This window comes from Sphingobium sp. B2D3A, from assembly GCF_025961795.1.
GTDB lineage: Bacteria > Pseudomonadota > Alphaproteobacteria > Sphingomonadales > Sphingomonadaceae > Sphingobium.
Genome location: NZ_JAOQOI010000001.1, coordinates 307,401 through 331,542, shown reverse-complemented (window position 1 = coordinate 331,542; position 24,142 = coordinate 307,401). Strand labels below are relative to the sequence as shown.

The 24,142-nt window shown below is 63.9% G+C and carries 19 protein-coding genes and 1 tRNA gene; 13 read left to right on the top strand and 7 right to left on the bottom strand.

Translation table 11 applies throughout. From position 1 onward, the window contains the following. Position 1 precedes the first annotated feature (1 nt). Genes M2337_RS01440 through M2337_RS01400 form a run of 9 tightly spaced genes read left to right on the top strand, consistent with a single transcriptional unit; the run spans position 2 to position 10,253 of the window. Positions 2-1,117: a CapA family protein gene (locus M2337_RS01440; RefSeq protein ID WP_264571403.1), complete on the top strand. Its 1,116-nt coding sequence runs from the start codon at positions 2-4 to the stop codon at positions 1,115-1,117. After that, on the top strand, positions 1,114-1,566 hold the full coding sequence (locus tag M2337_RS01435; RefSeq protein ID WP_181560754.1) for a TRAP transporter small permease subunit: 453 nt from the start codon (positions 1,114-1,116) through the stop codon (positions 1,564-1,566). Before M2337_RS01440 ends, M2337_RS01435 begins: the two co-directional genes overlap by 4 nt. After that, a complete protein-coding gene (locus M2337_RS01430) occupies positions 1,563-2,873 on the top strand; it encodes a TRAP transporter large permease (protein ID WP_264571402.1) in 1,311 nt (436 codons plus the stop codon). Before M2337_RS01435 ends, M2337_RS01430 begins: the two co-directional genes overlap by 4 nt. Further along, the gene (locus M2337_RS01425) at positions 2,870-3,760 is read left to right on the top strand and encodes a hypothetical protein (RefSeq protein WP_264571401.1); all 891 of its coding nucleotides are present in this window, start codon (positions 2,870-2,872) and stop codon (positions 3,758-3,760) included. Before M2337_RS01430 ends, M2337_RS01425 begins: the two co-directional genes overlap by 4 nt. Beyond that, positions 3,757-5,841, top strand: a complete 2,085-nt coding sequence (locus M2337_RS01420; RefSeq protein WP_264571400.1) for a CaiB/BaiF CoA-transferase family protein — start codon at positions 3,757-3,759, stop codon at positions 5,839-5,841. Before M2337_RS01425 ends, M2337_RS01420 begins: the two co-directional genes overlap by 4 nt. Beyond that, complete coding sequence (locus M2337_RS01415) at positions 5,838-7,139, top strand: 2-hydroxyacyl-CoA dehydratase subunit D (RefSeq protein ID WP_264571399.1); 1,302 nt, start codon at positions 5,838-5,840, stop codon at positions 7,137-7,139. The genes M2337_RS01420 and M2337_RS01415 overlap by 4 nt, the downstream gene beginning before the upstream one ends. Further along, positions 7,136-8,173 carry a TRAP transporter substrate-binding protein DctP gene (gene dctP, locus M2337_RS01410; protein WP_264571398.1) on the top strand — a complete coding sequence of 346 codons (1,038 nt, stop codon included), beginning with the start codon at positions 7,136-7,138 and terminating at the stop codon, positions 8,171-8,173. Before M2337_RS01415 ends, dctP begins: the two co-directional genes overlap by 4 nt. Beyond that, positions 8,170-9,093: a hypothetical protein gene (locus M2337_RS01405; RefSeq protein ID WP_264571397.1), complete on the top strand. Its 924-nt coding sequence runs from the start codon at positions 8,170-8,172 to the stop codon at positions 9,091-9,093. Before dctP ends, M2337_RS01405 begins: the two co-directional genes overlap by 4 nt. Then, on the top strand, positions 9,090-10,253 hold the full coding sequence (locus M2337_RS01400; protein WP_264571396.1) for a CaiB/BaiF CoA transferase family protein: 1,164 nt from the start codon (positions 9,090-9,092) through the stop codon (positions 10,251-10,253). Before M2337_RS01405 ends, M2337_RS01400 begins: the two co-directional genes overlap by 4 nt. Before the next feature lie 1,456 nt (positions 10,254-11,709). Here M2337_RS01400 and M2337_RS01395 read toward each other — a convergent pair. The 5 genes from M2337_RS01395 to M2337_RS01375 all read right to left on the bottom strand — a co-directional run bounded on the left by M2337_RS01395 (position 11,710) and on the right by M2337_RS01375 (position 14,984). Next, complete coding sequence (locus tag M2337_RS01395; protein ID WP_264571395.1) at positions 11,710-12,402, bottom strand: OmpA family protein; 693 nt, start codon at positions 12,400-12,402, stop codon at positions 11,710-11,712. Then, entirely contained in the window at positions 12,399-12,935 is a 537-nt protein-coding gene (locus tag M2337_RS01390) for a hypothetical protein (RefSeq protein ID WP_264571394.1), read from the bottom strand. The genes M2337_RS01395 and M2337_RS01390 overlap by 4 nt, the downstream gene beginning before the upstream one ends. A 92-nt stretch (positions 12,936-13,027) precedes the next feature. Next, the gene (locus M2337_RS01385) at positions 13,028-13,366 is read right to left on the bottom strand and encodes a DUF3060 domain-containing protein (protein ID WP_264571393.1); all 339 of its coding nucleotides are present in this window, start codon (positions 13,364-13,366) and stop codon (positions 13,028-13,030) included. A 113-nt stretch (positions 13,367-13,479) separates the two neighbouring features. Beyond that, positions 13,480-14,682, bottom strand: a complete 1,203-nt coding sequence (locus tag M2337_RS01380) for a TonB-dependent receptor (protein ID WP_264571392.1) — start codon at positions 14,680-14,682, stop codon at positions 13,480-13,482. Between the two features lie 210 nt (positions 14,683-14,892). Continuing rightward, positions 14,893-14,984: transfer RNA gene (locus tag M2337_RS01375), tRNA-Ser, on the bottom strand. Between the two features lie 363 nt (positions 14,985-15,347). Here M2337_RS01375 and M2337_RS01370 point away from each other — a divergent pair. Both M2337_RS01370 and M2337_RS01365 read left to right on the top strand, forming a co-directional pair. Next, positions 15,348-16,505, top strand: a complete 1,158-nt coding sequence (locus M2337_RS01370) for a M23 family metallopeptidase (protein WP_264571391.1) — start codon at positions 15,348-15,350, stop codon at positions 16,503-16,505. Then, the gene (locus tag M2337_RS01365) at positions 16,444-16,857 is read left to right on the top strand and encodes a bactofilin family protein (protein ID WP_264571390.1); all 414 of its coding nucleotides are present in this window, start codon (positions 16,444-16,446) and stop codon (positions 16,855-16,857) included. Before M2337_RS01370 ends, M2337_RS01365 begins: the two co-directional genes overlap by 62 nt. 32 nt (positions 16,858-16,889) lie before the next feature. Here the strand turns inward: M2337_RS01365 and M2337_RS01360 are convergent, their stop codons facing one another. Further along, positions 16,890-18,470, bottom strand: coding sequence for a peptide chain release factor 3 (locus M2337_RS01360; protein ID WP_264571389.1), 1,581 nt, complete (start codon positions 18,468-18,470; stop codon positions 16,890-16,892). A 405-nt stretch (positions 18,471-18,875) separates the two neighbouring features. Between M2337_RS01360 and M2337_RS01355 the strand changes: the two genes are divergently transcribed. Both M2337_RS01355 and M2337_RS01350 read left to right on the top strand, forming a co-directional pair. Next, positions 18,876-20,978 (top strand): TonB-dependent receptor, encoded by a 2,103-nt coding sequence (locus M2337_RS01355; protein WP_264571388.1) that lies wholly within the window; start codon positions 18,876-18,878, stop codon positions 20,976-20,978. Between the two features lie 183 nt (positions 20,979-21,161). Then, positions 21,162-21,698 (top strand): hypothetical protein, encoded by a 537-nt coding sequence (locus M2337_RS01350; protein ID WP_264571387.1) that lies wholly within the window; start codon positions 21,162-21,164, stop codon positions 21,696-21,698. Positions 21,699-21,726: 28 nt separating this feature from the next. On the opposite strand, the gene pheT is transcribed toward M2337_RS01350, so the two are convergent. After that, the gene (gene pheT, locus M2337_RS01345) at positions 21,727-24,129 is read right to left on the bottom strand and encodes a phenylalanine--tRNA ligase subunit beta (protein WP_264571386.1); all 2,403 of its coding nucleotides are present in this window, start codon (positions 24,127-24,129) and stop codon (positions 21,727-21,729) included. Positions 24,130-24,142: the final 13 nt, after the last annotated feature.

The window sequence follows — 24,142 nt, the reverse complement described above, 5'->3', positions numbered from 1 at the left end:
CGTGGGGAAGGAGGCGATCTCGATTGTGCTGGCAGGCGATCTGGTTTTGGATGAGCCGGATGGCGCCTATTGGCTGGCCGGGATTGCCCCCGCCCTGCATGCGGCCGACATCGCGGTGGGGCATCTGGAAGTGCCCCACACGGCGAGTGTCGCCGAACTCAAGGGAGACGTGCCGGCCCCCGGTGCGCCGCCCGAAAATCTTGCCGCCATCGCGCAGGCAGGGTTCGGGATGCTTAGTCTTGCCGGCAATCACATCGCCGATTGCGGCTCGCAGGGCATTGCCGACACGCTGGCCGGTCTCGATGCGCAAAGCGTGCATCACACCGGCGCGGCGCTGACGCTTGCAGCCGCCCGCGCGCCAGCGATCGTGACGCGCGGTGGCCATCGGATCGCGCTGCTGAGCTATAATTGTGTTGGCCCGGAAAACAGTTGGGCCGGTAAGGATACTGCCGGCTGCGCCTTTCTGCGGGTCGATACGGCAGACGGCGCGCCGATTGCGCCGGCGGCTGCGCTCACCACGCTGACCGCAGAGGCCGTCGCGACCTTGCGGGAGGATATCGCGGCCGCGCGCCAGCAAGCGGACATCGTGCTCGTGGCCCTCCACAAGGGTATCGTTCACACACCGGCGCAACTCGCGCCTTACGAACGCGCGGTTTCTCATGCTGCGATCGATGCGGGGGCGGACGTCGTAATCGGTCACCATGCGCATATCGTGCGCGGCATCGAATTTTATCGCGGGAAACCGATCTTCCATGGACTTGGCAATGGCTGCGTCGTCACCAGTGCGCTCAGTCCGGCGCAGGATCATCCGGCACGCGCGGAATGGGCGGATCGGCGGCGCAAGCTTTTCGGTTTCGAGCCGGACCCGGCCTACACGCTCGCGCCCTTTCATCCTGAAGCGGTGAACGCCTTTCTCGGCACCATCCGTCTCCATGGTGGCGGCGCGATGGACGTGGGCATTATCCCCGTCGATGTCGAGGCGCCGGGGCGGCCCGTGCTTGCTTCGCCAGCCCGCGCGGCGGACATCCGGACCTATGTCGAGCGTATCACGCAAAAGGCGGGACTGCCTGCCATCGCAATAGCGGCCGATGGTCGCGTCGAAGAGGTTGGCGCATGAATTCTGCCAGGGTTGCCATGGTCTGGATCGGGGGGGGCGCCCTGATCGCGGCCGCGCTGTTGAACCTGCTCGCCGTGATCGGGCGGCACACGGGCCTGCCGCTCAAGGGCGCGATCGAGCTGGTTCAGGTCGCGGTTCTGGTCGCCGGAGCGCTGGCGCTCGTGGCGGCGACGATCGCCCGGAACCATGCCCGCGTGCATCTGATCCTCGATCGGCTGACGGGCGTTCGGCGCGACATTGCCGAGCGCACCTGCACGGCGCTCTCGATCGTCTTCTATGCAGGGTTGCTCGCCGGCTCCTGCTGGCTCGCGTCCGATCTCTGGAATAGCCAGGAAGTGAGCGAACTGGTCGGCGTGCCATGGCGGTGGATGCGCGCCTTCCTCAATGCCTCGCTTGTTGTCGTCATTGTCCTGCTGGTCCGCCAGCTCGCCGAGCGGCCCCGCTCATGATGTTCGCCACACCCGAGACAGGCTTTATCGGCCTGCTGATTCTGTTGACCATTCTCATGGCCGGCTTGCCGATCGGCGTGTCGCTCGGCCTTGTCGGCGTAGGCGGCTTGATGATCGTGCTGGGGCCGGAAGCGGCGCTCATCAAGGCGGGCGTCGTCGTGGTCGAGACGCTGACCCGCTACGAGCTGGGGACGCTGCCGCTCTTCATGCTGATGGCGCATCTCTTCTTTTCCGCCAATGCCAGCAGCGACCTGTTCGATGCCGCGGCCAAGATGATCGGTCACCGGCGCGGCGGCCTCGCTTATGCGTCGGTGGGCGGGTGCGCCGGCTTCGGATCGATCAACGGATCGAGCCTGGCGACGGCGGCGACCATCGGCCTCGTCGCCCTGCCGGAAATGCGCCAGCGCGGCTATTCCGACGCCCTGGCGACCGGCACGGTCGCGGCGGGCGGCACACTGGGCCAGATGCTGCCGCCATCCGGCGCGTTGATCGTTTATGGCATCATTGCCGAGCAATCGATCGGCAAGCTGTTCACTGCGACGCTGATCCCGGGCATCTCGCAGATGCTCTTCTATTGCCTGGTCATCTGGCTGCTCTGCCGCTGGAAGCCCTCCATCGCGCCGGCCAGCGTGCGCGCGAGCTGGCCCGAGCGTGGCCGGGCGATGCTCAAGATCGCCGACATGCTGCTGCTGGTCGCTGTGGTGCTGGGCGGCATCGTGCTGGGCTGGTTCAGCCCCTCGGAGGCCTCATCCATCGGCACGGCCGGCGCGCTGGTCATCACGGCCTGGCGTGGCCGCCTGAACCGGGACGTGCTGTTCCGCGCCTTCTCGGAAACGCTGCGCACGGCGGGCCTCATCTTCCTCGTCATCATCGGGGCGATCACCTTCTCGGTCTTTATCAGCGTCACCGGCCTCACCGAGGCGGTGGGCAGCAGCGTGACGCAGATGGGCCTCGGCACCATCTCCACGCTCCTCGTCGTGGCGGTTCTGCTGCTGCTGCTCGGATCGGTGCTGGATGGCCTCGCGCTGATGCTGCTCACCACGCCGATCCTGCTCCCGATCGTCGAGAGCGTGGGCATGTCGCCCATCTGGTTCGGCATCTTCATCACCCGCGCGATGGAGATCGGCTTCGTCCATCCGCCCCTCGGCATGAACCTCTACGTGATTCAGGGCGTGGCGAAGGATGTGCCGCTCGGCCGCATCTTCCGGGGCGTGATGCCCTTCCTTGCCAGCGATCTTATCCACCTGCTGCTCATCATTCTCTTCCCGGCCATGGTGCTGTGGCTGCCTACCGTATTTGGACAATGACCATGATCGCTTATGTCGGCCCCGATCTGCCGCAAGACTTGCTCGCCGCGACGGGCGCCTGTTCCGGGCCTGTGGCCTGGAATGTCGACCGCGCCACGCCGACCGCAGACCGCTGGCTGGAAAGCAAGTTTCCGCTCTGGGCGCGGTCGATCGTGCAGGACTGGGCGGATGGGGCGCTGGATGGTCTAGACGCCGTCATCTTCTCCCGCGCGGACGACGCGGCACAGCGGCTCTATTACTACATCTGCGAGCTGCGCAGGCAGGGAGAGGTCAAAGGCCCCGAGCCGCTGATTTTCGACGTGGCGCGGATCGCCCGTCCGAGCAGTGCCGCGCATATGGTGGCGGCTGTGCGCCAGCTTGCCGATCGGCTGGGGCTGGATGCCCATGCACTGGAGCGTGGCATCGCCGAAACCAACCGGCGTCGTGCATCGGCCAGCGGGACGGCGGGCATGGCTGCGCCTCATTGCCTGCTGACTGGCACGCCGCCGCCTGACCGCCGTCTCCACGCAGCCATCGAGGCGGCCCGCTGGTCCGCATCGGGACCGACGCTTGCAGACGCCTGGCAAGATCCGGGCGCGGCGATTGAGGAAGCGAGCGGCGATCCGATAACTGCCATCGCGCATCAGCTCCATGCCGCCTCGCAGAGCGGCCGCGCCTTTTTCGATCGCGCATCGGATCTGGTCGGCAAGGCGCGGGCGCTTGGCGCCTCGGCGGTCGTGCTGTGGTTTGCGGAGGAGGACGAGGCGCGCATCTGGCATCTCCCCGCGCAGCGTGAGGCCTTGTCGCAGGCCGGTATTCCCAACCTCATCATGACGCGGCGCGACTGCCGCGGAACGGACGGCGCGACCGCCGAGATCACGAAATTTCTGAAGGAGCTTTCTGCATGATGCCCTTGTCCGGTCATCGCGTCGCCATTCTTGGCGGCATGGCGGATCGGCCACTGGCCCGATTCCTCGCTTCGATTGGGGCGGAGCTGGGCGGTCCGGTGGAGGGCGCATCGTTCGTCATCGACGATATCGGGCTGGAAGGGCTGGGGGGCATCGCCATCCCGGAGACGGCTGTGCATGTGTCGGTCACCACCTTCGGCTCGGGTGGTCCACGGTCGCAATGGAAAGGCGGCGAGCTGGTGGCCTCCGCCATGGGAGGGGCCCTCCGCGTGACCGGCGAGCCGGGTCTGGCACCGGTGAAGGAAGCGGGGGACGCCTGCACCTTCCATGCGGACATGGTGGCCGCAGCCGGGGCGATGGCCGCTCATTATTCGCGCGGCACGCATGGCAAGGGGCAGCATGTCGATGTCTCCATCCAGCAGGTTGCCTTCAGTCGCAATTTCAACGGCGTGCTGTGCTGGCAGTTCGACCGGCGCAAGCTCACGCGCGTGGGCGGTGCGCTCGCTTACGGCAAAGCCACGGTGCGGGCCATCTGGCGGCTGGCGGACGGCTGGTGCTTCCACTCGCTGATGACCGGGCGGCTCGGCGCGCCCGCCAATCAGGCCCTCTCGGACTGGATGGACGACGTCGGCGTGCCCAATCCGCTGCACGGCACGGACTGGCTGAGCTACAATCGCTCTACGCTGCCGGCCGACACGCGGGCGCTGTGGGAGGCAGCGATCGCCGCCTTCTTCCTCTCGCGCACCAAGCATGAGATCGCGACCGAAGGGCTGAGGCGCGGCATCAATGCCTGCGTGGCGAACGAGCCGGGCGATGTGCTGGCCGATCCGCATCTGGCGGCGCGCCACTTCTTCGATACGCCTTCGGGCCTGCCGGAGCGCTTCGCGACGATCCGCAAGGGCGCTGCCATTGCCGCGCCCGCCATCCACACCGGCGAGCGGCCGGGGCCGCTGGCGGGCGTTCGGGTGCTGGATTTCGCCTGGGCTCTGGTCGGATCGATCACGACCAAGACGCTCGGTGATCTTGGCGCGGAGATCGTGAAGATCGAGAGCCGCACGCGGCCTGATCTTGCCCGTCTCGACGTGCAGGTTTCCGCGTCCAGCCCAGGCAATTGGGACGACAAGCCCTGGTTCGCGCATCTCAACAGCTCCAAACGCAGCCTCTCGCTGAACATGAAGAAACCGGAGGCGCGTGAACTCATCGATCCGCTGATCGACTGGGCCGATGTGGTGGTCGAGAATTTCTCCCCCGGCACGATGAAGAAGCTTGGCCTCGATTATGATGCACTGGCGGCGCGCAACCCGGGCATCGTCATGGTGTCGGGCAGCGTGTTCGGCCAGACCGGTCCGCTGGCGCAGGAATGGGGTGTCGACGGGACCGGTGGCGCACTCTCGGGACGGACCTTCCTCACCGGCTATCCGGACCGCGATCCCGTCATTCCCGGCGCGGTGCCCTATGGCGACGTCATCGTGCCGTTCGTCATGGCAGGATCAGTGGCGGCGGCGCTGCAGCATCGCCGCGAAACCGGGCTTGGTTGTCATATCGATGCCTCCATGTACGAGATCTGCGTGCAACAGATGCGGGACTATCTGGCGGCGGCGCGGCGCGGCGAGCGCCCGCAGCGCTCGGGCAATGCGGACCCCGCTGTCTTCTCTCAGGATGTCTTCCAGGCGCAGGGCGAGGATCGATGGGTGGCGATCAGCCTGAGGGACGAAGCAGAGCTTGCCAGACTCCACGCCATTGCCGGCGGCGACGTCGCGGCGTGGGTCGCGCAACGCGCTGACCATGCCATTATGGCCGAGCTTCAGGCCGCCGGCATCGCCTGCGGTGTGGTGCAGGATTGTGAAGACATGATCGATCACGATCCGCAACTTGCCGGGCGCGGCGCGTTGGTGACGCTTGACCACCCGCTGCTTGGGCCGTTCGGCCACATCGCAACCCCCATCAAATTTTCGCATGATCGCTTGGAGCCGTTCCGCGCGCCGCGCATGGGCGAGCATGCTCACGCCATCGCCCGCGACCTCTGCGGCCTCTCGGAGGCCCGCATCGCACAGCTCGACGCTGCAGGAGTTTTTGAATGAGCCAGGATGTCTCGACGCGGGCAACAGGGCAGCGCAGCCGCAAAGATCTGGCCTGCACGGCAGCAGCCAGCGCCTATCAGAAGCAGTTCGGTGCGGATCTGCGGCGCCGGGTCGTGGATGAGGGCGAGCCTTTCGCCATCGTGCAGGCCGACACGCCGCACGAAATCTTCCACGTGATGGATATTCCGATCATCACCAACCAGTGGTGGTCGGCCTATATTTCGGCAAAGCAGCTCTCGAACCAGTATTTTGAGGTAATGGCCCGGCATGGCTATCCGGAGAATAGCTGCAAATATTGCTCGCTGGGCCTTGCCTGCACGCTCGCGAACGATCCTAAGACCGCCCCTTGGGGAGGCCTGCCCACGCCGACTGTGCTGGTGGCGCGGCTGACCTGCGACTGCATTCAGCATGTCTTCGGCCAATGGGCGCAGGCGCTAGGCAGCGAATTTTTTGCGATGGAGGCGCCGGCATGGGAGCACAAGGACCCGCGCTGGTTCGAGCATAGCCGGGGCGACTGGCGCCAGGTCTACGATGCCGATCGTATCGCGCTGATGGTCGCGGAGATGCGTGATCTGATCGCCCTGCTGGAGAACCGCACCGGGCGAAAGTTCGACGAGGCGAAGCTCCACTATCTGATGGAGCGGATCAACGAGCAGGAGGGCTATATCTGGGAGGCGGCGCAGGCCATCGGCCGGGCGCGGCCTTGCCCCGTGTCGATCGCCGAGCAGATGCCCAACACGATGATCCCGCAATGGCATCGCGGATCGGATTGGGCGGTCGCCCATGCCAAACGTTTCCGCGACGAGGTGATGGAGCGCATCGCAAATGGTACTGGCTCTGCCAGCAACGAGAAGGTCCGCCTCATGTGGATCGGCGCGGGTGTGTGGCACGACCCCGGCTTCTATCAGGCCCTGGAGGAACGGCTCGGCGCAGTCTTCGTCTGGTCGATGTATATGCCGTTCGCCGGGCCGCAATATATCCGTGAACTGCAGGGCGAGCCAATGGATGCGCTGGCCAGCCGTATCTGCTCCATGAATGAAGTGCTACACCTGCCGCCTTGGATGAACGGCTGGATGACCAGCGAGGCGGAGCGCTGCGGCATCGACGCCTGCGTTGTGTTGCTCCCGCCGGACAACCGCCTCTCGCAATCGGGCACAAAGCTGACCGCGCTGTCGCTGGAGGCAGCAGGCGTGCCGGTGCTGACCATTGATGCCGACATGGTGGATGCCAAGAACTGGGACCATGACAGGATGGTGGCGACGGTGGCCAGCTTCCTCGCCGAGCGGGGGCTTGCATGAGGCTGCGGGCGTTCCTGCCTTCGCTACTACTGCTGCTGGCGTCCTGCGCCCGGCCTGTGCCGCAGGACGTAACGGAACTCACTTATGCAACGCCCTACAGCCCCAATCATCCGTTCAGCAAAGCGGATCAGGCGTGGATGGCGTTTGTCGAGCAGCGCTCGCACGGCCGCATCCGCATCCGGCCGAGCTGGTCCGGGGCGCTGCTTTCGTCCGACATGTCGATGGAGGAACTGCGCCACGGTGTCGCGGATGTGGGGCTCATCACGCCCATCTACGCGCGCGGCGGCGCCCATCTCATCCGCATCCAGACGGGTTTCTACGGCGGTGCGGACAGCATTGAATCCCAACTTGCGCTCTATCGTTGCATCGCGGCGGCGAACCCCGAGATCGGCCACGAGCTGGAAGGGCTCAAGGTGCTGGCGGTGCAGGGCGGATCGCTCGCCGGCGTCGTCACCACCAGCAGGCAGGTGAACTCCTTGGCCGATCTGCGCGGCCTGCGTCTGCGCGCGCCGACGGAGCTGCTGAGCGTGCTCGAATCCCTCGGCGCCGATCCGGTGAACATGCCGATGGCTGACGTCTATTCGGCCATGGCGAAGGGTGTGATCGATGGCGTCATCGCACCTGGCGACACGTTCAAGTCGCTACATTTCGCCGAGGTCGCCCGCCACTATAACAACCTCGCTATTCCACGCGGCGCCTATCCTGCTCGGGCGATGGGGATGGAGCGCTGGAATCGGCTGAGTGCGCAGGATCGGGCTATCCTCGAGGAGTCGCAAGCGGTCTGGGAAGCAGCGCTCGCGCGCGAGATCTATGCTGCGCTTGAAAAGGGACTGGAAGAAGCGCGCGCCCAGCATGTGACGATCAATGGCGTGTCGCGTCAGGAGCAGGCGCGGTTTGATGCGCTCTATCTGCGCGATTCGGAGGGCAATGCCCGCGAGCTGTCCCGCTTCGGCATTGATGGTCTCAGGGCGTTCCGCACCGCACGCGCTTCCGTGCAGGGTCGCGACAAAATTCAGTGTGGAGGAAATCAATGAAGCACGTCGCGCCGCTGCTCTGTGCTTTGGCTGCCATCCTGCAGGCCCCTTCCGCATCGGCCCAGATACCTTCTGGCATCATCGGAGCTCCCGGCGGAACAGGCGATCTGCCCGCGATTGCGGAAGGGCGAGCGGATGCGCCCGGCTACACCATCTATCGCCCGGCGAAGCTGCCACAAAGACGCCTGCCGTTGGTGCTGTGGGGTAATGGTGGCTGCCGCAATGACGGGCTGTCGGCCAGTGGCTTCCTGCGCGAGATCGCCAGCCATGGCTATATCGTCATCGCCAATGGCGCGCCCAAAGGGGAGAAGCCATCGACGCAACCGACCGCTGGGACCGAGCGGGGACCCGAGCCGCCCATGCCGCCACCCGCAACCGCGGACGAAACCTCAGTGGACCAGCTCCTCGCTGCAATCGACTGGGTGAAGGGTAGCCCCTACGGACGCGACATCGATACCATGCAGATCGCGGTGATGGGACATAGTTGCGGTGGCCTGCAGGCGCTTGCCGCCGCTGCCGATCCGCGCATTCGCACGGCCGTTATCTTCAACAGCGGTGTGTACAACCGGCCAGGCAATGGCCTTAGCCGCGTCTCGATCGCCAAGGACGATCTGCGCAAGCTGCATACACCGGTCGCCTACATCTTGGGCGGACCGACCGACATCGCCTATCCCAACGGCAATGACGATGTGGGCCGCATTGATCATGTGCCCGTCTTCTACGCCAACAAGAACACGGGCCATGGCGGAACGTTCGGCGCGGTGAACGGCGGGGACTACGGCCGGATCGCGGTGGCGTGGCTCGACTGGCAACTCAAGCGTGACGCGAAGGCGGGTCAACTCTTCAAGGGGGCGTCCTGCGGCCTTTGCAAAGACCCCGCATGGACGATCGTTCGCAAACAATTTCCGGAAAAACCATGACCCAACCGCTTGCGGGCATCCGCATCGCCGATTTCAGCCATGTGATGGCCGGGCCTTATGCGTCGCACCTGTTGCGGCTGATGGGGGCCGACGTCATTAAGATCGAGTCGCCCAAGGGCGACAATTTCCGCAGTTACGGATCGGATCCGCGCTTTGAAGGTCTCTCACCTGCATTCATTGCGGCCAATGCAGGGAAGAAGTCGATCATGCTGGATCTCAAGGATCCCGCCGACCTCGACATCGCCCACGCGATCGTGGCGCGGTGTGATGTGATGCTGGAGAACTTCCGGCCCGGCGTCATCACACGTCTCGGCCTTGGCTACGAGGCAGTTCGAGAACTGCGGCCGGATATCATCTTTTGCTCGGTGTCCGGCTATGGGCAGGACAGTCCTCAACGCGACTGGCCGGCCATCGACAATATCGTGCAGGCGACCAGCGGGATGATGATGCTGAGCGGCGAAGAGGGTGACCCGCCGGTGCGCGTCGGTTTTCCCATTGTCGATACGCTGACCGGCCAGACCGCGGCACTTGCCATCCTGTCCGCACTGGTACGGCGACTGCAGGGCGGCGGCGGCAGTTATATCGATGTGTCGATGTTCGATGCCAGCCTGGCCTTCATGACGTCGGCCGTGACGCCCTATCTGCTGACCGGGCAAGCGATGTCCCGCATGGGCAATACCGGCTATAGCGGCCTGCCCACCGCTTCGTTGTTCACAGCCAGGGACGGGCGGCAGATTTCGCTCGGCGTCGTGCAGCCCAACCAGTTTGCCGCGCTTGCCCGGTTCACCGGACGAGAGGACTGGCTGACTGATCCGCTGTTCGCCACGCCAGAAGCACGGCGGGCCAACTTCGACGCCATGAAGGCGGAACTGGAGAGGGTGTTCGCCACAAGGGATGCGGCCGCCTGGGAAGCAGGATTGAGCGAAGCTGGCATCCCTTGCGGGATGGTGCGCCGGGTCGATGAAGCGGCCGAACTGGCGCGTCCGGATGCGCTTGTATCCTTCGATATCCCCGAGGGACCTCTTACGGGACCAGTGCGCTACCCCGGTGCCGGCTTCCGCCTTACACCCGGTCTTCAAGTCGGCGAAGTCCCGCCTCGCCTCGATGAAAATCGGGCCGAGATTCTTGATTGGCTCAACCGGTCGGAACCAGGCCACTAGGCTGCCGCGCAAAAATTGTGGGACGTGCGCCTCTTCTCATCCTTCCCCGGCATCATGCTTCTAGGACCCGCATAGGCACTGGAACGGCCGCCTGCAGACATTTGAAGTTATGCCGTGTCTCGCTGGCGGCTAGCCTTAAGAAATCCGAAGGTTGGACAAAGACGCTGTGTTCGCATCAGCCGCCATCGGGCAACAAAGAACATCAATACGGAGATTGCATAGATCGATAGTGCGAGCGCATTAGACACGCATCCATTGGTTCCTAAGAACGATATCCCGACGTTGCGCAGTTAAAAAGAAGGCAACGGCTACCGGATGGGGAGAGATTATGAAATACCGCTCGTATTGCGCAGCGTCCGTTATGGCGCTGATCATCGCATGTCCGTCAATTGCGGCCGCACAGGACAGCACGTCGCAGCCAACGGAACGCGCCGGTCAGGCTGCCCGTCCAACTAGGTCGAGTAGCGAGCAGGCAGGCAACCAGATCATCGTCACTGGATCACGGATCGCCAAATTAGGATTCACGTCCCCCACGCGGGTGACGGTCATTGAGCAGCAATAGATCAGATCTCTCAACCCAGCGAGCCTCAACGACGCCCTGAGGCAGCTCCTGTCCTGGCCGACTCGGTCGGTCCCCGTGGCACACGGCCGGGCGAATGCCGCGCCACGGCGTTGGCGCTTGGGTGGCAGGAAGCGGTTTTCGTCGCCCGTGTCCGCACCGTAAGGGATGCCCAGAAACGCCTTGATCCCCCCGCCCACGTCAATACCCGACACTTTGCCGGGCGCTGCAGGCCTTGCAGGCTCTCGCGTTTGTCGTGAGCAATTCTGATCCTGCTGACTTATGAGAGCGGCAGGCTGCGGCATCGGCTGCCGTTCACTACCGGCCGTCGAGGGGCAGATGTTGGTCGGCAGAGGCCTCAACGCATCCCGCAAGTTCTATTCTGAGGTGTTTTCCAGACGATCAATCTGGCCTTTTGAGAAAAAGTCATGGTGATGCCTGAAAAACGTATCCGTTACGAGCAAGCGCCAAGGCTAGAATGCTGGAAGAACCATAGGAGCAAAGCGCGCGCTTAATCCGAAGCAAATCTCGGGATGAGGAACGTCGGCGGCGTGGTGGCTGTAGAGCTGTGCACGGTGACCTGCTGTACCGGATCGATCGCCTGTATCTTTGTAAGCCCGAAATCGTGAAGCCATCCGGCACGAAGACTGTCCAGTAAGCGGCGTCTCCGTTGAGATTATCGCGTCCCAAGAAAAGCGAACAACGCGATCACGCCTACAACAGCAAAAATGGCTCGTGCGATCCAACGACCGACTAACCACGCAGTTAAACCTGTGACCACCTTGCCATCGACCTCTCCAGCCTTCCTCTCGCGGATCGGATATCCGCAACCGGGGCATGCAGCAGCATGGGTCGAGACGCTGCGATTGCATTCAGGACATTGCATCAGAGCCATGCTCACCCTTTCTCCGCCTTCGAAACTGGTGAAAGAATGATCTCTACTCTACGATTGCGCTGACGGCCTTCAGGATCGTCGTTGCCATCAGGGCGAGCGTTGGGTGCGACGGGGTCACGTTTTCCGAGGCCCTTTACAATGGCGTGTCGATTGTCCCCCTCCATCAGGCTGGCCGATACTGTCCTGGCGCGAGCCATGGAAAGGCGATCGTTATACGCGTCATCTCCCTTGGCGTCTGTGTAACCGATGATGGTGACAGGCGCTTTGGGATAAGCAGCAACCAACTGCTTTGCCTTGCGCAGTGGCTGCAGCGCATCGGGGCGCAAACTCGCCTTATCAAAATCGAACAGGATATCGGCCGGGAGAGAAAATCGGATCGCCTGATCGGCATCCTTTTTTGCGTCCAGTTCCGTTAGCAGCGATCGCGTCTCTTCCAAACGACTAGGGGGCACTTCAGCCAGTCTAAACTCGCTGGCGTCTGCAGATGTGGGGGTAAAGTTGCTATTGGCATCGCTGTCTAAAGCCGAACTATTCTCACCCGCTGGCCCAAACCTGGATTCCGGCGCGTTCTGCGCGGGACGAAAATGACCGATCTCATTTTTGAGGCTTGGCAGTGGAGCATCGACCTTATCGCACGCACAAAGCACCAAGGCGGCTCCGATAATCGCGAAGCCACCGCCATACAGCCGTGTCACTGCGCACCTGCCTGCAGGTTGATAGGGATATTGAGCCCCGGACCCGTGATCGCCGACCCATCGTTGCCCTCATTCAGGACCAGTGTGATCGATTTGGCAGAGGGCGGTACTGCGCCGAGAAAGACGAGACGACCATCCATCTGTTCACCCGCTCGAATTTTCAAATCCTCATTACCGGCGATCCGCTTGAGCATCAGCTTGTTGCCCTGCTCGTCCCTGATGAATGTGGGGCTAAAGGCAAGGTCGACATCACCGCTGGCTGTGCCGCCGTAAGAGGCACTGATATCGAGGATGGTAGCATCTACGCCGAGCTCGACGCTCTTGACGCGGACAGTCAAGCCTACATCTGCTACGCCTTGAGCGCTGACCGGGATAACGCGACCTTTGGCTTCTGCCGCCAATGCTGGCGTTGGCGCCCCCGTAACATTATTTTCTGCGCCAGGTTCCGCAGCCTGTTCATTGCTGCTTCCGATTGAGCATCCCGATAGTGAAATCGTCGCCAATGCAAGGCAGCCACATACGACAAGTTTCATCACACCCTCCCTGACCTTGGCGACAAAACCGGACTGATGTGCTTTCGTTCCGGCAAAGTGCCAAGCTCCGGCCTTGTTAGGCCATCTCAGGATTACCGTATCATCGATACCTGATTGTCTGCACCGCTCACCCGCAGTTGCGCCTTGCTGCCGTCGGGCGTCGTCCACTGGACGCGGTTGCTGGCACCAACAATGCGGATCACGCCTTTTGAGGCAAGATCGACCCGAACCTCATTGCCGGCGCCTTCAATTACCAATTGTTGGCAGCCACCAGTGACCGTCATCCGGTTACTTGCGCCCGAAATCGTTGCGGTTCCGCCGCCGCAGTCGAGTTCGCCGTGTTCGCCAGATCCTTCGAAGGCGGCTTGGGCAAACGTCGGGGCGGCCATGGCAAGGACGGCGGTGACAAAGGCAAATTTGGCAAAATGCATAGGTATCACTCCTCATGACAGGATGATCCTAGCTGATTTCAAAGATCCTGGAATGACTTGAGCGCTCGTTTCGTCGGGATGAGCCCTCATCGGGACGTGGCGATCAAGCGTAATCACAGCTTCGGTTGAAGGGCTTGCCGCTGTCGGCGAACCGGAAATTTCGCCAACATCGCAGACATTCCGCTAGAAACGGCTCCCTGGAAGCTGCCATTCATCGCCGCAACAGCGATCGACCGACATGGCTGAAAGCTGTCACACTGCTTGGTGAGCACCAGGCCGATCGTGCGCGGATTGGGAGAATTATTATACGGGTCATAGCCGAGCACAGAGTCTGCGATATTTGGCGGGCGGTTATTGAACAGGTTGGCGATGAGAAGCTGCATCTCGCTCTGGTCGAGCGCAGGTGTGGATGTAAGGCGCCCGAGGTCGAAGCCGACGAATAGAGACGCCGTGGTATAGGTCGCGACCTTGCGCGGGGTCTGGCCGGGGCGATTATCGGTGAGCCCGTCGACATAGTTGACGACCGAGCCGACCGACACGCCGTCGCGTCCCCAGATGAAGGTCCTGTTCAGTTGGAGGGCGGCCGGCTGCGCATAGCCGTCCAGCCGCGAGACCGCGCTGCCGGCACCGGCGTCCAGCGCGAGATTGAGGATATATTGGCCGGTGAGGTGCACCGAGGCATCGCCACCCAACAGCAGCGTGCGATAGCTAAGATCGGGGTCGATGCCGTCGGTTTTCTCCACCGCGAAGTTCTGCGGGCCAATTTCCGCCACGGCTTGCACCTGCGAGAGCAGGCCTTGGGGAATCTGGTTCGCGCTGCTGTAGATTTCCGTTCCGCCGTCAGCGATGAATGGGATATCGGCCGTAAACCACCGGAACACGGCAGGATTTTTGATGATGTTCTCGATCTGGGCGCGGGTGGGATTGCGGATGTTGAACCCTTGAAGCTCGGGAAGCGACACGCTGTCGTCCTGCGATGGCGTCACGACCCGTCCCGCGATTTTGATGCGATAATAGCCCGTCCTGATCATTACGTTCGGAATGAAGGCCGTTGTCAGATCGAGGCCGAATGTGAACGTGTCGGCCTTCTGCGTTTTCAGGTCGGGATTGGCGCCTGCGCGAAACATGACGATCGCATTCCGGTCGGAAGCGCCGGATTCTGCTCTCCTGCGCCCAGGAAGGCGTAGAGGTAGTTCCAGGACGAGACCTGCTCGGCGATACCGATCGTATTCCGAAAGCGCGGGACGAGGAAGGAGCGGGCATAAATATAAACCGCCGCCGTCGGAATAGATTCCAGGCTTCGTGAGTCGCTCCACCTGCTTGACGTTTAGTTTGTTCGAGTGCGCAGCCCATTATCAGCTATGAGAGCGGTCTCGCGGGATCAAGTCATGAAATTGGTCATAAAATCGGCTCGGTTGTACGCGTTTCTGACGAACTGGCGCGACACGCGATTTCACGAAAACCGCAGTTTTCTCAAATGCTGTGGACTCGCGTTAGGTTGAGGGGGATCGCTGAGGTTCAGGATCTGGCGGAGACGGAGGGATTCGAACCCTCGGTAGCCCCTTAAGGCTACGACGGTTTAGCAAACCGCTGGTTTCAGCCACTCACCCACGTCTCCGCGCTCACCGGGGGAAGTGGCGTCCCGTACCGGCTGAGAGCGGCCTATAAACAGGCTGTTCGTGCATGGCAACGCCCGGTGTCGCCTGTTTCTCGAAAGGCTGCAATTTATCGCGCCAACAAGCTCTGGTAGGCATGCGTGACGAAGATCGCAAAATGATGCGACTCGACGCAGTGCCCGGTGGCGGTCTCGTGGCAATCGGACGCGAACCAACGCCGAACACGCGCCGCCGTTCCACTGTCATTCATCGACTCGTCGTGTCCACTTTTCGACTCATCGCAGGGCTTGGCGCCGCGATTCGCTTGCGGAGGGGCGCTCTGGTAGCCGCCGTGGCAATTCAAACGATATAGAACAGAGCAATCCTTGTCCGCTGACAAAACCAATTCCGGGGGTGTGATCGCACGTCTGCTGTCTCTCGCGCCCGAGCGGGAGATTTTTCTCCGCACCGGAGGACGCGTGCGCTTCATCCGTATCTCCACGCGCTTCCAGATCGTCGCTGCCAGCGCGCTGGCAGTGCTGGCTTTGCTCTGGGCCGTCGGCACATTCGCGATCCTGTGGAATCAGGCCAGCCTGCTTCTCGAGCGCGGCCATGTCGCGCGGGATCGGGCCGAGGTTCTCTCCCAGCAGGCCAAGGTGAAGGCCTATCGAGAGTCGGTGAACGATATCGCTCAGGATATCGAGCAGCGGCAGAAGGCCCTCGATGAACTGCTGCGCTCCAGCCTCGGCACGGGGATCGAAGAGGGCGGCGCAGGTGCGCCCGCTGACGGTCCGGAGGTCAGCAAGCCGCTGAGCGCGGCGTCCCCGGAGGCCTCGCGGCTGGAGGCGCTACGGCGTCATCAGGAAGTGCTCGAGACGCGCCTGGCTGGCGCGGTCGAACATCGCCTCGCGGCGGTCGAAAAGGCGATCCGCAGTTTCGGCCTCGATCCGGCCCGCATGGCGGTGCGAGAGCGGGGGCAGGGCGGTCCGTTCATTCCCGTCGCATCGATTGTCGCCGACCAGCCGGAGCTGCGAGATATCGCGCTGCTGCTGACCCGTCTCAACACCATGGAAGCCGCGCTGGCGGCGATCCCCTCCGGCAAGCCGACGGCGGCGCCGATGACCACCAGTTCCTATGGCTATCGGCGTGACCCCTTCAACGGCAGCCTCGCGTTCCATGGCGGCATCGATTTCCGGGGACGCATGGGTCAGCCCATCCTCGCCGCCGCGCCCGGCACGGTGACCTTCGTCGGCACCAAGCATGGCTATGGCAATGTCGTGGAAGTCGACCATGGCAAGGGCCTCTCGACGCTCTATGCGCACCTCTCCGGCTTCAATGCCAAGCCGGGCCAGAAGGTGGCACGCGGCACCCAGATCGCGCGCATGGGATCCACGGGCCGTTCGACCGGCACGCATTTGCATTTCGAAGTCCATGTCCATGGCGCGGCCGTCAATCCGCGTCCCTTTCTGGAGGCACGCAGGGATGTTCTCGAAGTCCAGCAAACGGCCAAGCGGCGCGTCGCCGACAGTGGCAACCGGGGCTAAGCACACGCCGTTCTCGATCCTCGGCAGCGATGTCAGGATCACGGGCAATCTGGAAGCCAGCGTGGATCTGCATATCGATGGAACGATCGAGGGCGACATTGCCTGCGCGGCGCTGGTGCAGGGCGCCGAAAGCCGCATCGCTGGCCATGTGAAGGCCAAGAGCGCCCGGATCGGCGGCCTGATCGAGGGATCGATCACGGCAGAGGAGCTGGTGGTGGAGGCGACCGCCCGGATCACCGGTGATGTGAGCTACGAGCGCATCACCATCGCCACCGGCGGCCAGATCGATGGGCGCATGACGCATAGCGGCCAGCCGACCGAACTCAAGCTGATCAAGAGCGATGTCGGGTAAGTGAGCAGGGAGGCCGGGGCTAACCCCTCCGATCAGCGCTCGCGTGTGGCGCTGAAGCTGATGTCCGGGTTGCGCTCGGCCTGATAGCCCACATCCCATGCCGATCTGGCGAGGAAGACGGGGTTCTCGTCGCGATCCTTGGCCATGCTCGTCCGGTTGATACTGGCGAAGTCTTCCAGCTTCTTGGCCTCCCCGGTCAGCCAGCGGGCCGTGTCGAACGGCGCCGGCTCCAGCACCGCGCCGACCTTATACTCCGCCTCCAGCCGGCTGATCAGCACATCGAGCTGCAGCTGGCCGACGACGCCGATGATCCACTGGCTCCCGATCTCGGGATAGAAAACCTGGATCACGCCCTCTTCGGAGAGATCGTCCAGCGCCTTGCGCAACTGCTTGGTCTTGGTCGGGTCCTTGAGCGCGATGCGGCGCAGGATTTCCGGCGCGAAATTGGGCAGGCCGGTAAAGCGCACATCCGCCTTTTCGCTCAGCGTGTCGCCCACCCGCAGCGTGCCGTGATTGGGGATGCCGATGATGTCGCCGGGGAAAGCCTCGTCGGCAATCTCGCGGTCCTGCGCGAAGAACAGGATCGGCGAGTGGACGGCGATGGGCTTCCCGCTGCCGGAGGGCGTGAGCTTCATGCCGCGGCGGAACTTGCCCGAGCACAGGCGCATAAAGGCAATGCGGTCGCGGTGCTGCGGGTCCATATTGGCCTGCACCTTGAAGATGAAGCCGGTCACGTCGCCGCGTTCCGGCTCGACCGGCGCGGGCTCGGCCGGCTGGGTGCGCGGCGGCGGGGCATGGGCGGCCAGCGCGTCGATCAACTCGCCAACGCCAAAGCGCTTGAGGGCGGAGCCGAAATAGACCGGCGTCAGGTCGCCATGGCGATAGGCGGTCAGGTCGAACGCGGCATAACCAGCCTGCGCCAGTTCGGCCTCTTCCCGCAGGCGCGCAAGACCTGCGGCGGAGAGCACGGTCGCGAGTTTCTCATCGTCCAGGCCGGTGAGCTGGGTAAAGCTGCCGTCAAATTCCTTGCTCGGGCCGACCGGCTGGTAGAGCCGATTGGTGGCAAAATCGTAGATGCCCTCAAACTCGCCGCCCATGCCGACGGGCCAGCTCATCGGGCAGACATCCAGCGCGAGCGCGTCGGCCACTTCATCCAGCAGCGAGAAGCTGTCGCGCCCCTCGCGGTCCACCTTGTTGACGAAGGTGATGATGGGCACGTTGCGCAGGCGGCACACCTCGAAGAGCTTGCGCGTCTGCGGCTCGATGCCCTTGGCGGCGTCGATCACCATCACGGCGCTGTCGACGGCGGTCAGGGTGCGGTAGGTGTCTTCCGAGAAGTCCTCGTGCCCCGGCGTGTCGAGCAGGTTAAAAGTGATCACGCTGCCATCGGGCTGGGTGCGCTCGAAGGTCATGACCGAGCTGGTCACCGAGATGCCGCGCTGCTGCTCGATCTTCATCCAGTCCGAGCGCGCGCGACGATTGGCCCCGCGCGCCTTCACTTCGCCGGCGAGGTGAATGGCGCCGCCGGCGAGCAGCAGCTTTTCCGTGAGGGTCGTCTTGCCTGCGTCCGGGTGGGAGATGATCGCGAACGTGCGGCGGGAAGGGATCGTCATAGCAAGCGTCTTAATCCAGGGAGCGAGCGCGCCGGGCGTGGTCGGGCCGGCAGCAATGTGGCGCTGCTATAGGGGCTGGGGCGGCGATCCTGCAAGGCACGGCTTACGGTGGGGCTGGTGCGGCGTGAGGGCATGGATAAGGCGCACCCTTCCTGTCGGCGCAAGGGGGCTGCGCAGGGGTTTCAAGCGCCGATTGCCCCAAGGGGGTTGACGAGCTGCCGGTAATCGATTGTACTGTAAGCCGGTTGATAAACGTAAATCGGGACGCCACGCGTCGCCGATGACCGTAGCATTTCGGTAACACTCCGCCATAAACTGGTCTGCGCGCGCATCGTGCGTTGGACATTGTCATGCATCTCTCTATGCAATCGATTGCTCGATTTTGTTTTTTGCAGGAGATGGATGATGAAGCGGCTTCACGCCGGTGTTGCGGTTTTGGCACTGATGGCTGTCATGGGTGCAGCGCCAGTTCGCGCACAGCAGACCACCACAAACAGTGTTGATACCGCGCCTGACGAAATCATCGTCACCGCTCAGAAGTCCGGTGTACAGGCGCTGCAGGAAGTGCCGCTCGCCATCCAGGCGTTCAGCGGCGAAGACCTCAAGGAACGCAACATCAACAATATCGCGGACCTCGCCACGGCGATTCCGGGTATTTCCGAGAGCCAGCGCCAGTCGGTCGCCTCGCGCTCGTTCAGCATCCGCGGCGCCGGCGCCGGCGCTGCCAATGGCGACTCGGCTATCGGCTATTATGTCGACGACGTGCCGTTCGTTGTCACCAACTTCGGCATTGCGCCGCCGATCCGCTTCCTCGACCTCGACCGCGTCGAGGTTCTGCGCGGTCCGCAGGGCACGCTCTATGGCCAGGGTTCGGCCGGCGGTGTGTTCATCTTCCACACCCGCGATCCTGACCTGACCGAGATCAAGTTCGCTGCCGAGGCGCAGGCCTCCCAGACGCGCGGGGCCGGTGGCCTCAACTATGGCGTCGCGGGCGTCGTCTCCGTGCCGATCATCAAGGACGTACTTGCTGTCCGCGTCAGCGGTGGCCACTCCTATAATCCGGGCTGGGCGGACGAATATTATGGTGCGTTCGACGGCACGCCGGATCGCAAGGGCGTGAACGAGGTGCGCGACGACGACATTCGCGTGGTCGCGCTGTTCCGTCCGGTCGACAACCTCAATATCCGCGCGCAGTACTGGCATTTCCGTCCGCGCCAGCAGTTTCTGGGCGGTCTCGCCTCGACCCAGCCGCCTTATTACGCGAACACGGCGGCGCAGCCGAGCTTCGGCAATGGCGACTTCAAGCTTTACAGCCTGTCGGCCGGCCTGGACTTCGATACCTTCTCGATCTCCAGCGCCACCACTTATCTCAAGGGCAATTTCGGCATTTACGTGCCGATCGCGCCGGCGGGTGCCTTCTCCAGCCAGTTCTTCCCGGACATGTTCAGTCAGGAAGTGCGGATCAACTCCACGACCGACGGTCCGTTCCACTGGCTGCTCGGCGGCGCCTATCAGGACGGCAGCGGCCCGCAGGAAAACTATCTGCGCATTCCCGTTGCGGGCATCGACACCAATGCCGACAACAACACCATCACCAAGAACTGGGCGGTGTATGGCGAACTGGGTTACGACCTGTTCGATGGCAAGCTGCGTCCCCGGGTTGGCCTGCGCTATTATCATGACAAGCGCACGTTCGAAGACGCCAACACGACGAACACGAACAAGAAGAATGTGACGACCTGGCGCGTCAATCTCTCCTATGTGCCCAATGATGACCTTACGGTGTTCGCCACGGCGGCGACCGGCTTCCGTCCGGGTATCGTGCAGTCGCAGATCCAGGCGGACCTGCTTGCGGACGTCGGCATCCCTGCCGGCACCCAGACCCGTCCCGAAAGCTCGACCAACTATGAGGCCGGCATCAAGTGGCGCTCGCCCGATCGCACGCTCAACGTCGGGTTGAACTTCTACATCAACAAGCTCGAGGACATGCTGACGCCGACGCCGACGCTGGACGCGAACGTCTCTGGCTTCTCGAACTTCGGTGACGGCACCAGCAAGGGCGTCGATATCGAGATGCGCTGGCGGACGCCTCTGGACGGGCTGACGCTGAGCGCAGTCGCGAACATCAACCAGGGCAAGTATGACACGGTCGATCTCGCCGTGCAGGCGCGCCTGCCCTACCTGCGTCCCGGTACGCGGCTGGTCAACACGCTCGAGGAAAACGCCCGCGTGGATGCGACCTATGAGACATCGCTTGGCGGTGACCTCAACGGCCTGTTCAACGTCGCATGGACCTACAATGGCAACCGCCTGCAGACCAACGGCGAGTATGTGAAGGCCTATAGCGTATACAGCGCCAATATCGGTCTGCGGTACAAGGCCTATGATCTGACGCTGTTCGGCGAAAATCTCGGCGATTATGATGGGGCTGTGCTCACGCTCAACACCTCCAGCATCCGGGTGACGCCGCGCACGATCGGCCTGCGCCTGCGCGTCAACTATCAGTGATCCTGCCACGGGCGTGGTGACACGCCCGGCAGTCAGATGAAAAGGGCGGGCGCGGCGAAGGCTGCGCCCACCTTGTTTTTGGGGCTATCCGCCGGCAGAGATCGTGCAAAGCGGCGGGAACCAGATGGTAGGGAGCGCAATTCTGCAAGCACCGCAGCAGTTGCGGTCGGAGACACGGTCATCATGAACAGGCTTATCCGCGCCGCCCTTCTCAGCGCCGTCCTCGCGGCAGCTCCTGCCCTTGCGCAGGAGGAGCCCGAGAAGGAGGACAAGACGGCGCAGAAAGCGGGCGAGATCGTGACGCAGCCCGCGCGCGACGTGGGCATCGAGAAAACGAAAATCCCCGAGGTGCTGGCCCGCGCTGTCGAGCAGCCTTATGCGCCGGCCGGCAAGGGCTGCCACGCGGTGATCGACCAGATCGCCGAGCTGAATGCGGTGCTGGGCCCGGACTTTGACGCCAACAGCAAGGCCAATGAGAACAAGTTCGGCAATCTCGCGGCCGCGGGTGGCGCGGCGATCGTCAATTCGATCATTCCGTTCCGGGGTCTCGTTCGCGAAGTGAGCGGCGCGGCAGGCGCCGAGCGTCGCCTGCAGGCTGCCATCAACGGTGGCGTCGCGCGCCGGGGCTATCTGCGCGGCCTGGCGGTCAGCCGAGGCTGCAAGCTGCCCGTGCCGCCGGCGCCCGCTCCAGCCGAGGAGGAGAAGCGGAAAGCGGACTGATCGCCCCGTTTCCGCCGCTCCTTTGTTCTTATCCGCGCAGAGTCGCGCCCTGTTTGGTGGCTGCGGCCACTACGCGATCAGCGATGGCCTTCAGCTCTTCATCCGTGAAGCTCTTCTCGCCGGGCTGCAGAGTCACTTCCACCGCGAGGCTCTTCTGGCCTCCCGGCACGCCCTGCCCGGCGAAGAGATCGAACAGGCGCGCATCGACGATGGCGTTCTTGTCCGCCCCCCGCACGGCGCGCACCAGCGCGTCGGCTTCCAGATCGGCTGGCACGAGGAAGGCAAAATCGCGCGTGACGGCCTGCAAGGCCGGCGGCGCATAGGCCGTGCGCATGAATGTGGTCTTCTTCGGCACCGGGATCGCATCGAGGTGGATTTCCGCTGCGACGACCGTGCCATCGAGATCGAAGGCGCGGGCGAGGCGGGGGTGCAACACGCCATAAGCGGCAAGCACATTTTTGGGGCCGAGGCGCAGCGTGCCGGACTGGCCGGGATGATAGGCATCGCCAGCCTCGCCCATCATCTGCAGGCGTCCGGCAGGCGCACCGGCGGCCGCCAGCAGCGCAATGACCTCCGCCTTGATGTCGAAGGCATCGAACGGGCGGGCCTTGCCGCCCTGCCAGCCGCGCGGGCTTTTTTCGCCGGCCATCAGGATGCCGAGGGTCAGCTTCTCGTCGCTGCTGCCATCATCGGCGCGGAAATACCGCCGGCCGATCTCGAACAGGCGGATCGAGGATGCGCCACGATCGGCATTGCGTCGCGCGGCGGAGAGCAATCCGGCAAGCAGCGTCGGCCGCATCACCTTCATATCCTCGCTGATCGGGTTGGCGAGCGTCCAGTCGCCGCCACCAAAGGGCGCGGCTTCACTTTCAGAAATGAAGGACCAGTTGATCGCTTCGTTGAGGCCGCGCGCGGCGGCCGCGCGCCGGGCGCGCCGCTCGATAAGCTGCAGTGGCGTCGCGGTCGGGCGGGCGACGCCCGGTGTGCGGGGCAGGGGGACGGACGGGACGTTGTCCAGCCCTTCGATCCGCACGACTTCCTCGACGATGTCGGCGGTGCCGTGGATATCGCGGCGCCATGTCGGGATGGTGATCCGCCAGCTCGCGCCAGCCTCCACGGTGAAGCCGAGCGCCGCGAGGATCGCTTGCTGGCGCTCCGCGCGCACCGTCATGCCGGCCAGCGCATCGACCATGTCGGGCCGATAGCCCTCGATGATGCGCGGCTCTGCCGGCGGAGTGCCGGCGCGCGTCGCCTCGGTGGGCGTGCCGCCGCACAAGGCGAGGACCAGCCGCGTCGCGATGTCCAGCCCCGCATCCAGGAACGCCGGGTCCACCCCGCGCTCGAAGCGCTGGCGGGCATCGGAGGTGAGGCTGAGCGCCTGCCCCGTCCGCGCGATGCTCTCGGGCGTGAAATAGGCGCATTCGATCAGCACATCGGTGGTGCTCTCCTGCGCGCCGCTATGCTCGCCGCCCATGATGCCGCCGATATCGTGAACGGCGGAGGCGTCCGCGATCACCGTCATGCCCTCGGCCAGCGTATAGGTCTTGCCGTTGAGCGCGAGCACCTGCTCACCAGCCTTCGCCTTGCGCGCGACGAGGCCGCCATCGAGGCGGGCCATGTCATAGACATGCAGCGGGCGGCCAAGGCCGACCATGACGAAGTTGGTGATGTCCACCAGCGCGCTGATCGGCTTCTGGCCGACGGCCTTGAGGCGTCGCTGCAGCCATTCCGGCGAGGCGCCGTTGCGCACGCCGCGCACCGCGCGGGCATAAAAGGCCGGACAGCCATCGGCATCGTCCGTGCGCACGTCCGGGCCTGCGCCCTGCGCGTCGATCGCCGGGAGCTGTCCGATGATGTCATCGAGCGGCCGCAGCGTGCCGAGGCCCTTGGCGGCGAGATCGCGCGCGATGCCGCGCACACCCATGCAATCCTGCCGGTTGGGCGTGACCGAGACCTCGATGACCGGATCGTCAAGCTGCGCATAGTCGGCAAAGCGCGTGCCGATGGGCGCGTCGGCGGGCAACTCGATGATGCCCTCATGATCTTCGCCCAGCTCCAGCTCGCGCGTGGAGCACATCATGCCGTTGGATTCGACGCCACGAATGGCCGCGACCCGCAGCACCATGCCATTGGCCGGCACGGTCGCGCCGGGCAGGCCGAACACGCCGACCAGACCGGCGCGGGCATTGGGGGCGCCGCAGACGACCTGCAGCGCGCCGTCGCCGGCATCGACGCTCAGCACCTGCAGCTTGTCGGCCTGCGGATGCGGCGCGGCCGTGAGCACCTTGGCGACGCGGAAGCCATCGAGCTTCTCGGCGGGGTTTTCGACGCCCTCGACCTCAAGGCCGATGTCGTTGAGCGCGCGCAGGATTTCCTCCAGCGAGGCGCTGGTGTCGAGATGGTCCTTGAGCCAGGAGAGGGTGAACTTCATGCGCGGGCTCCGG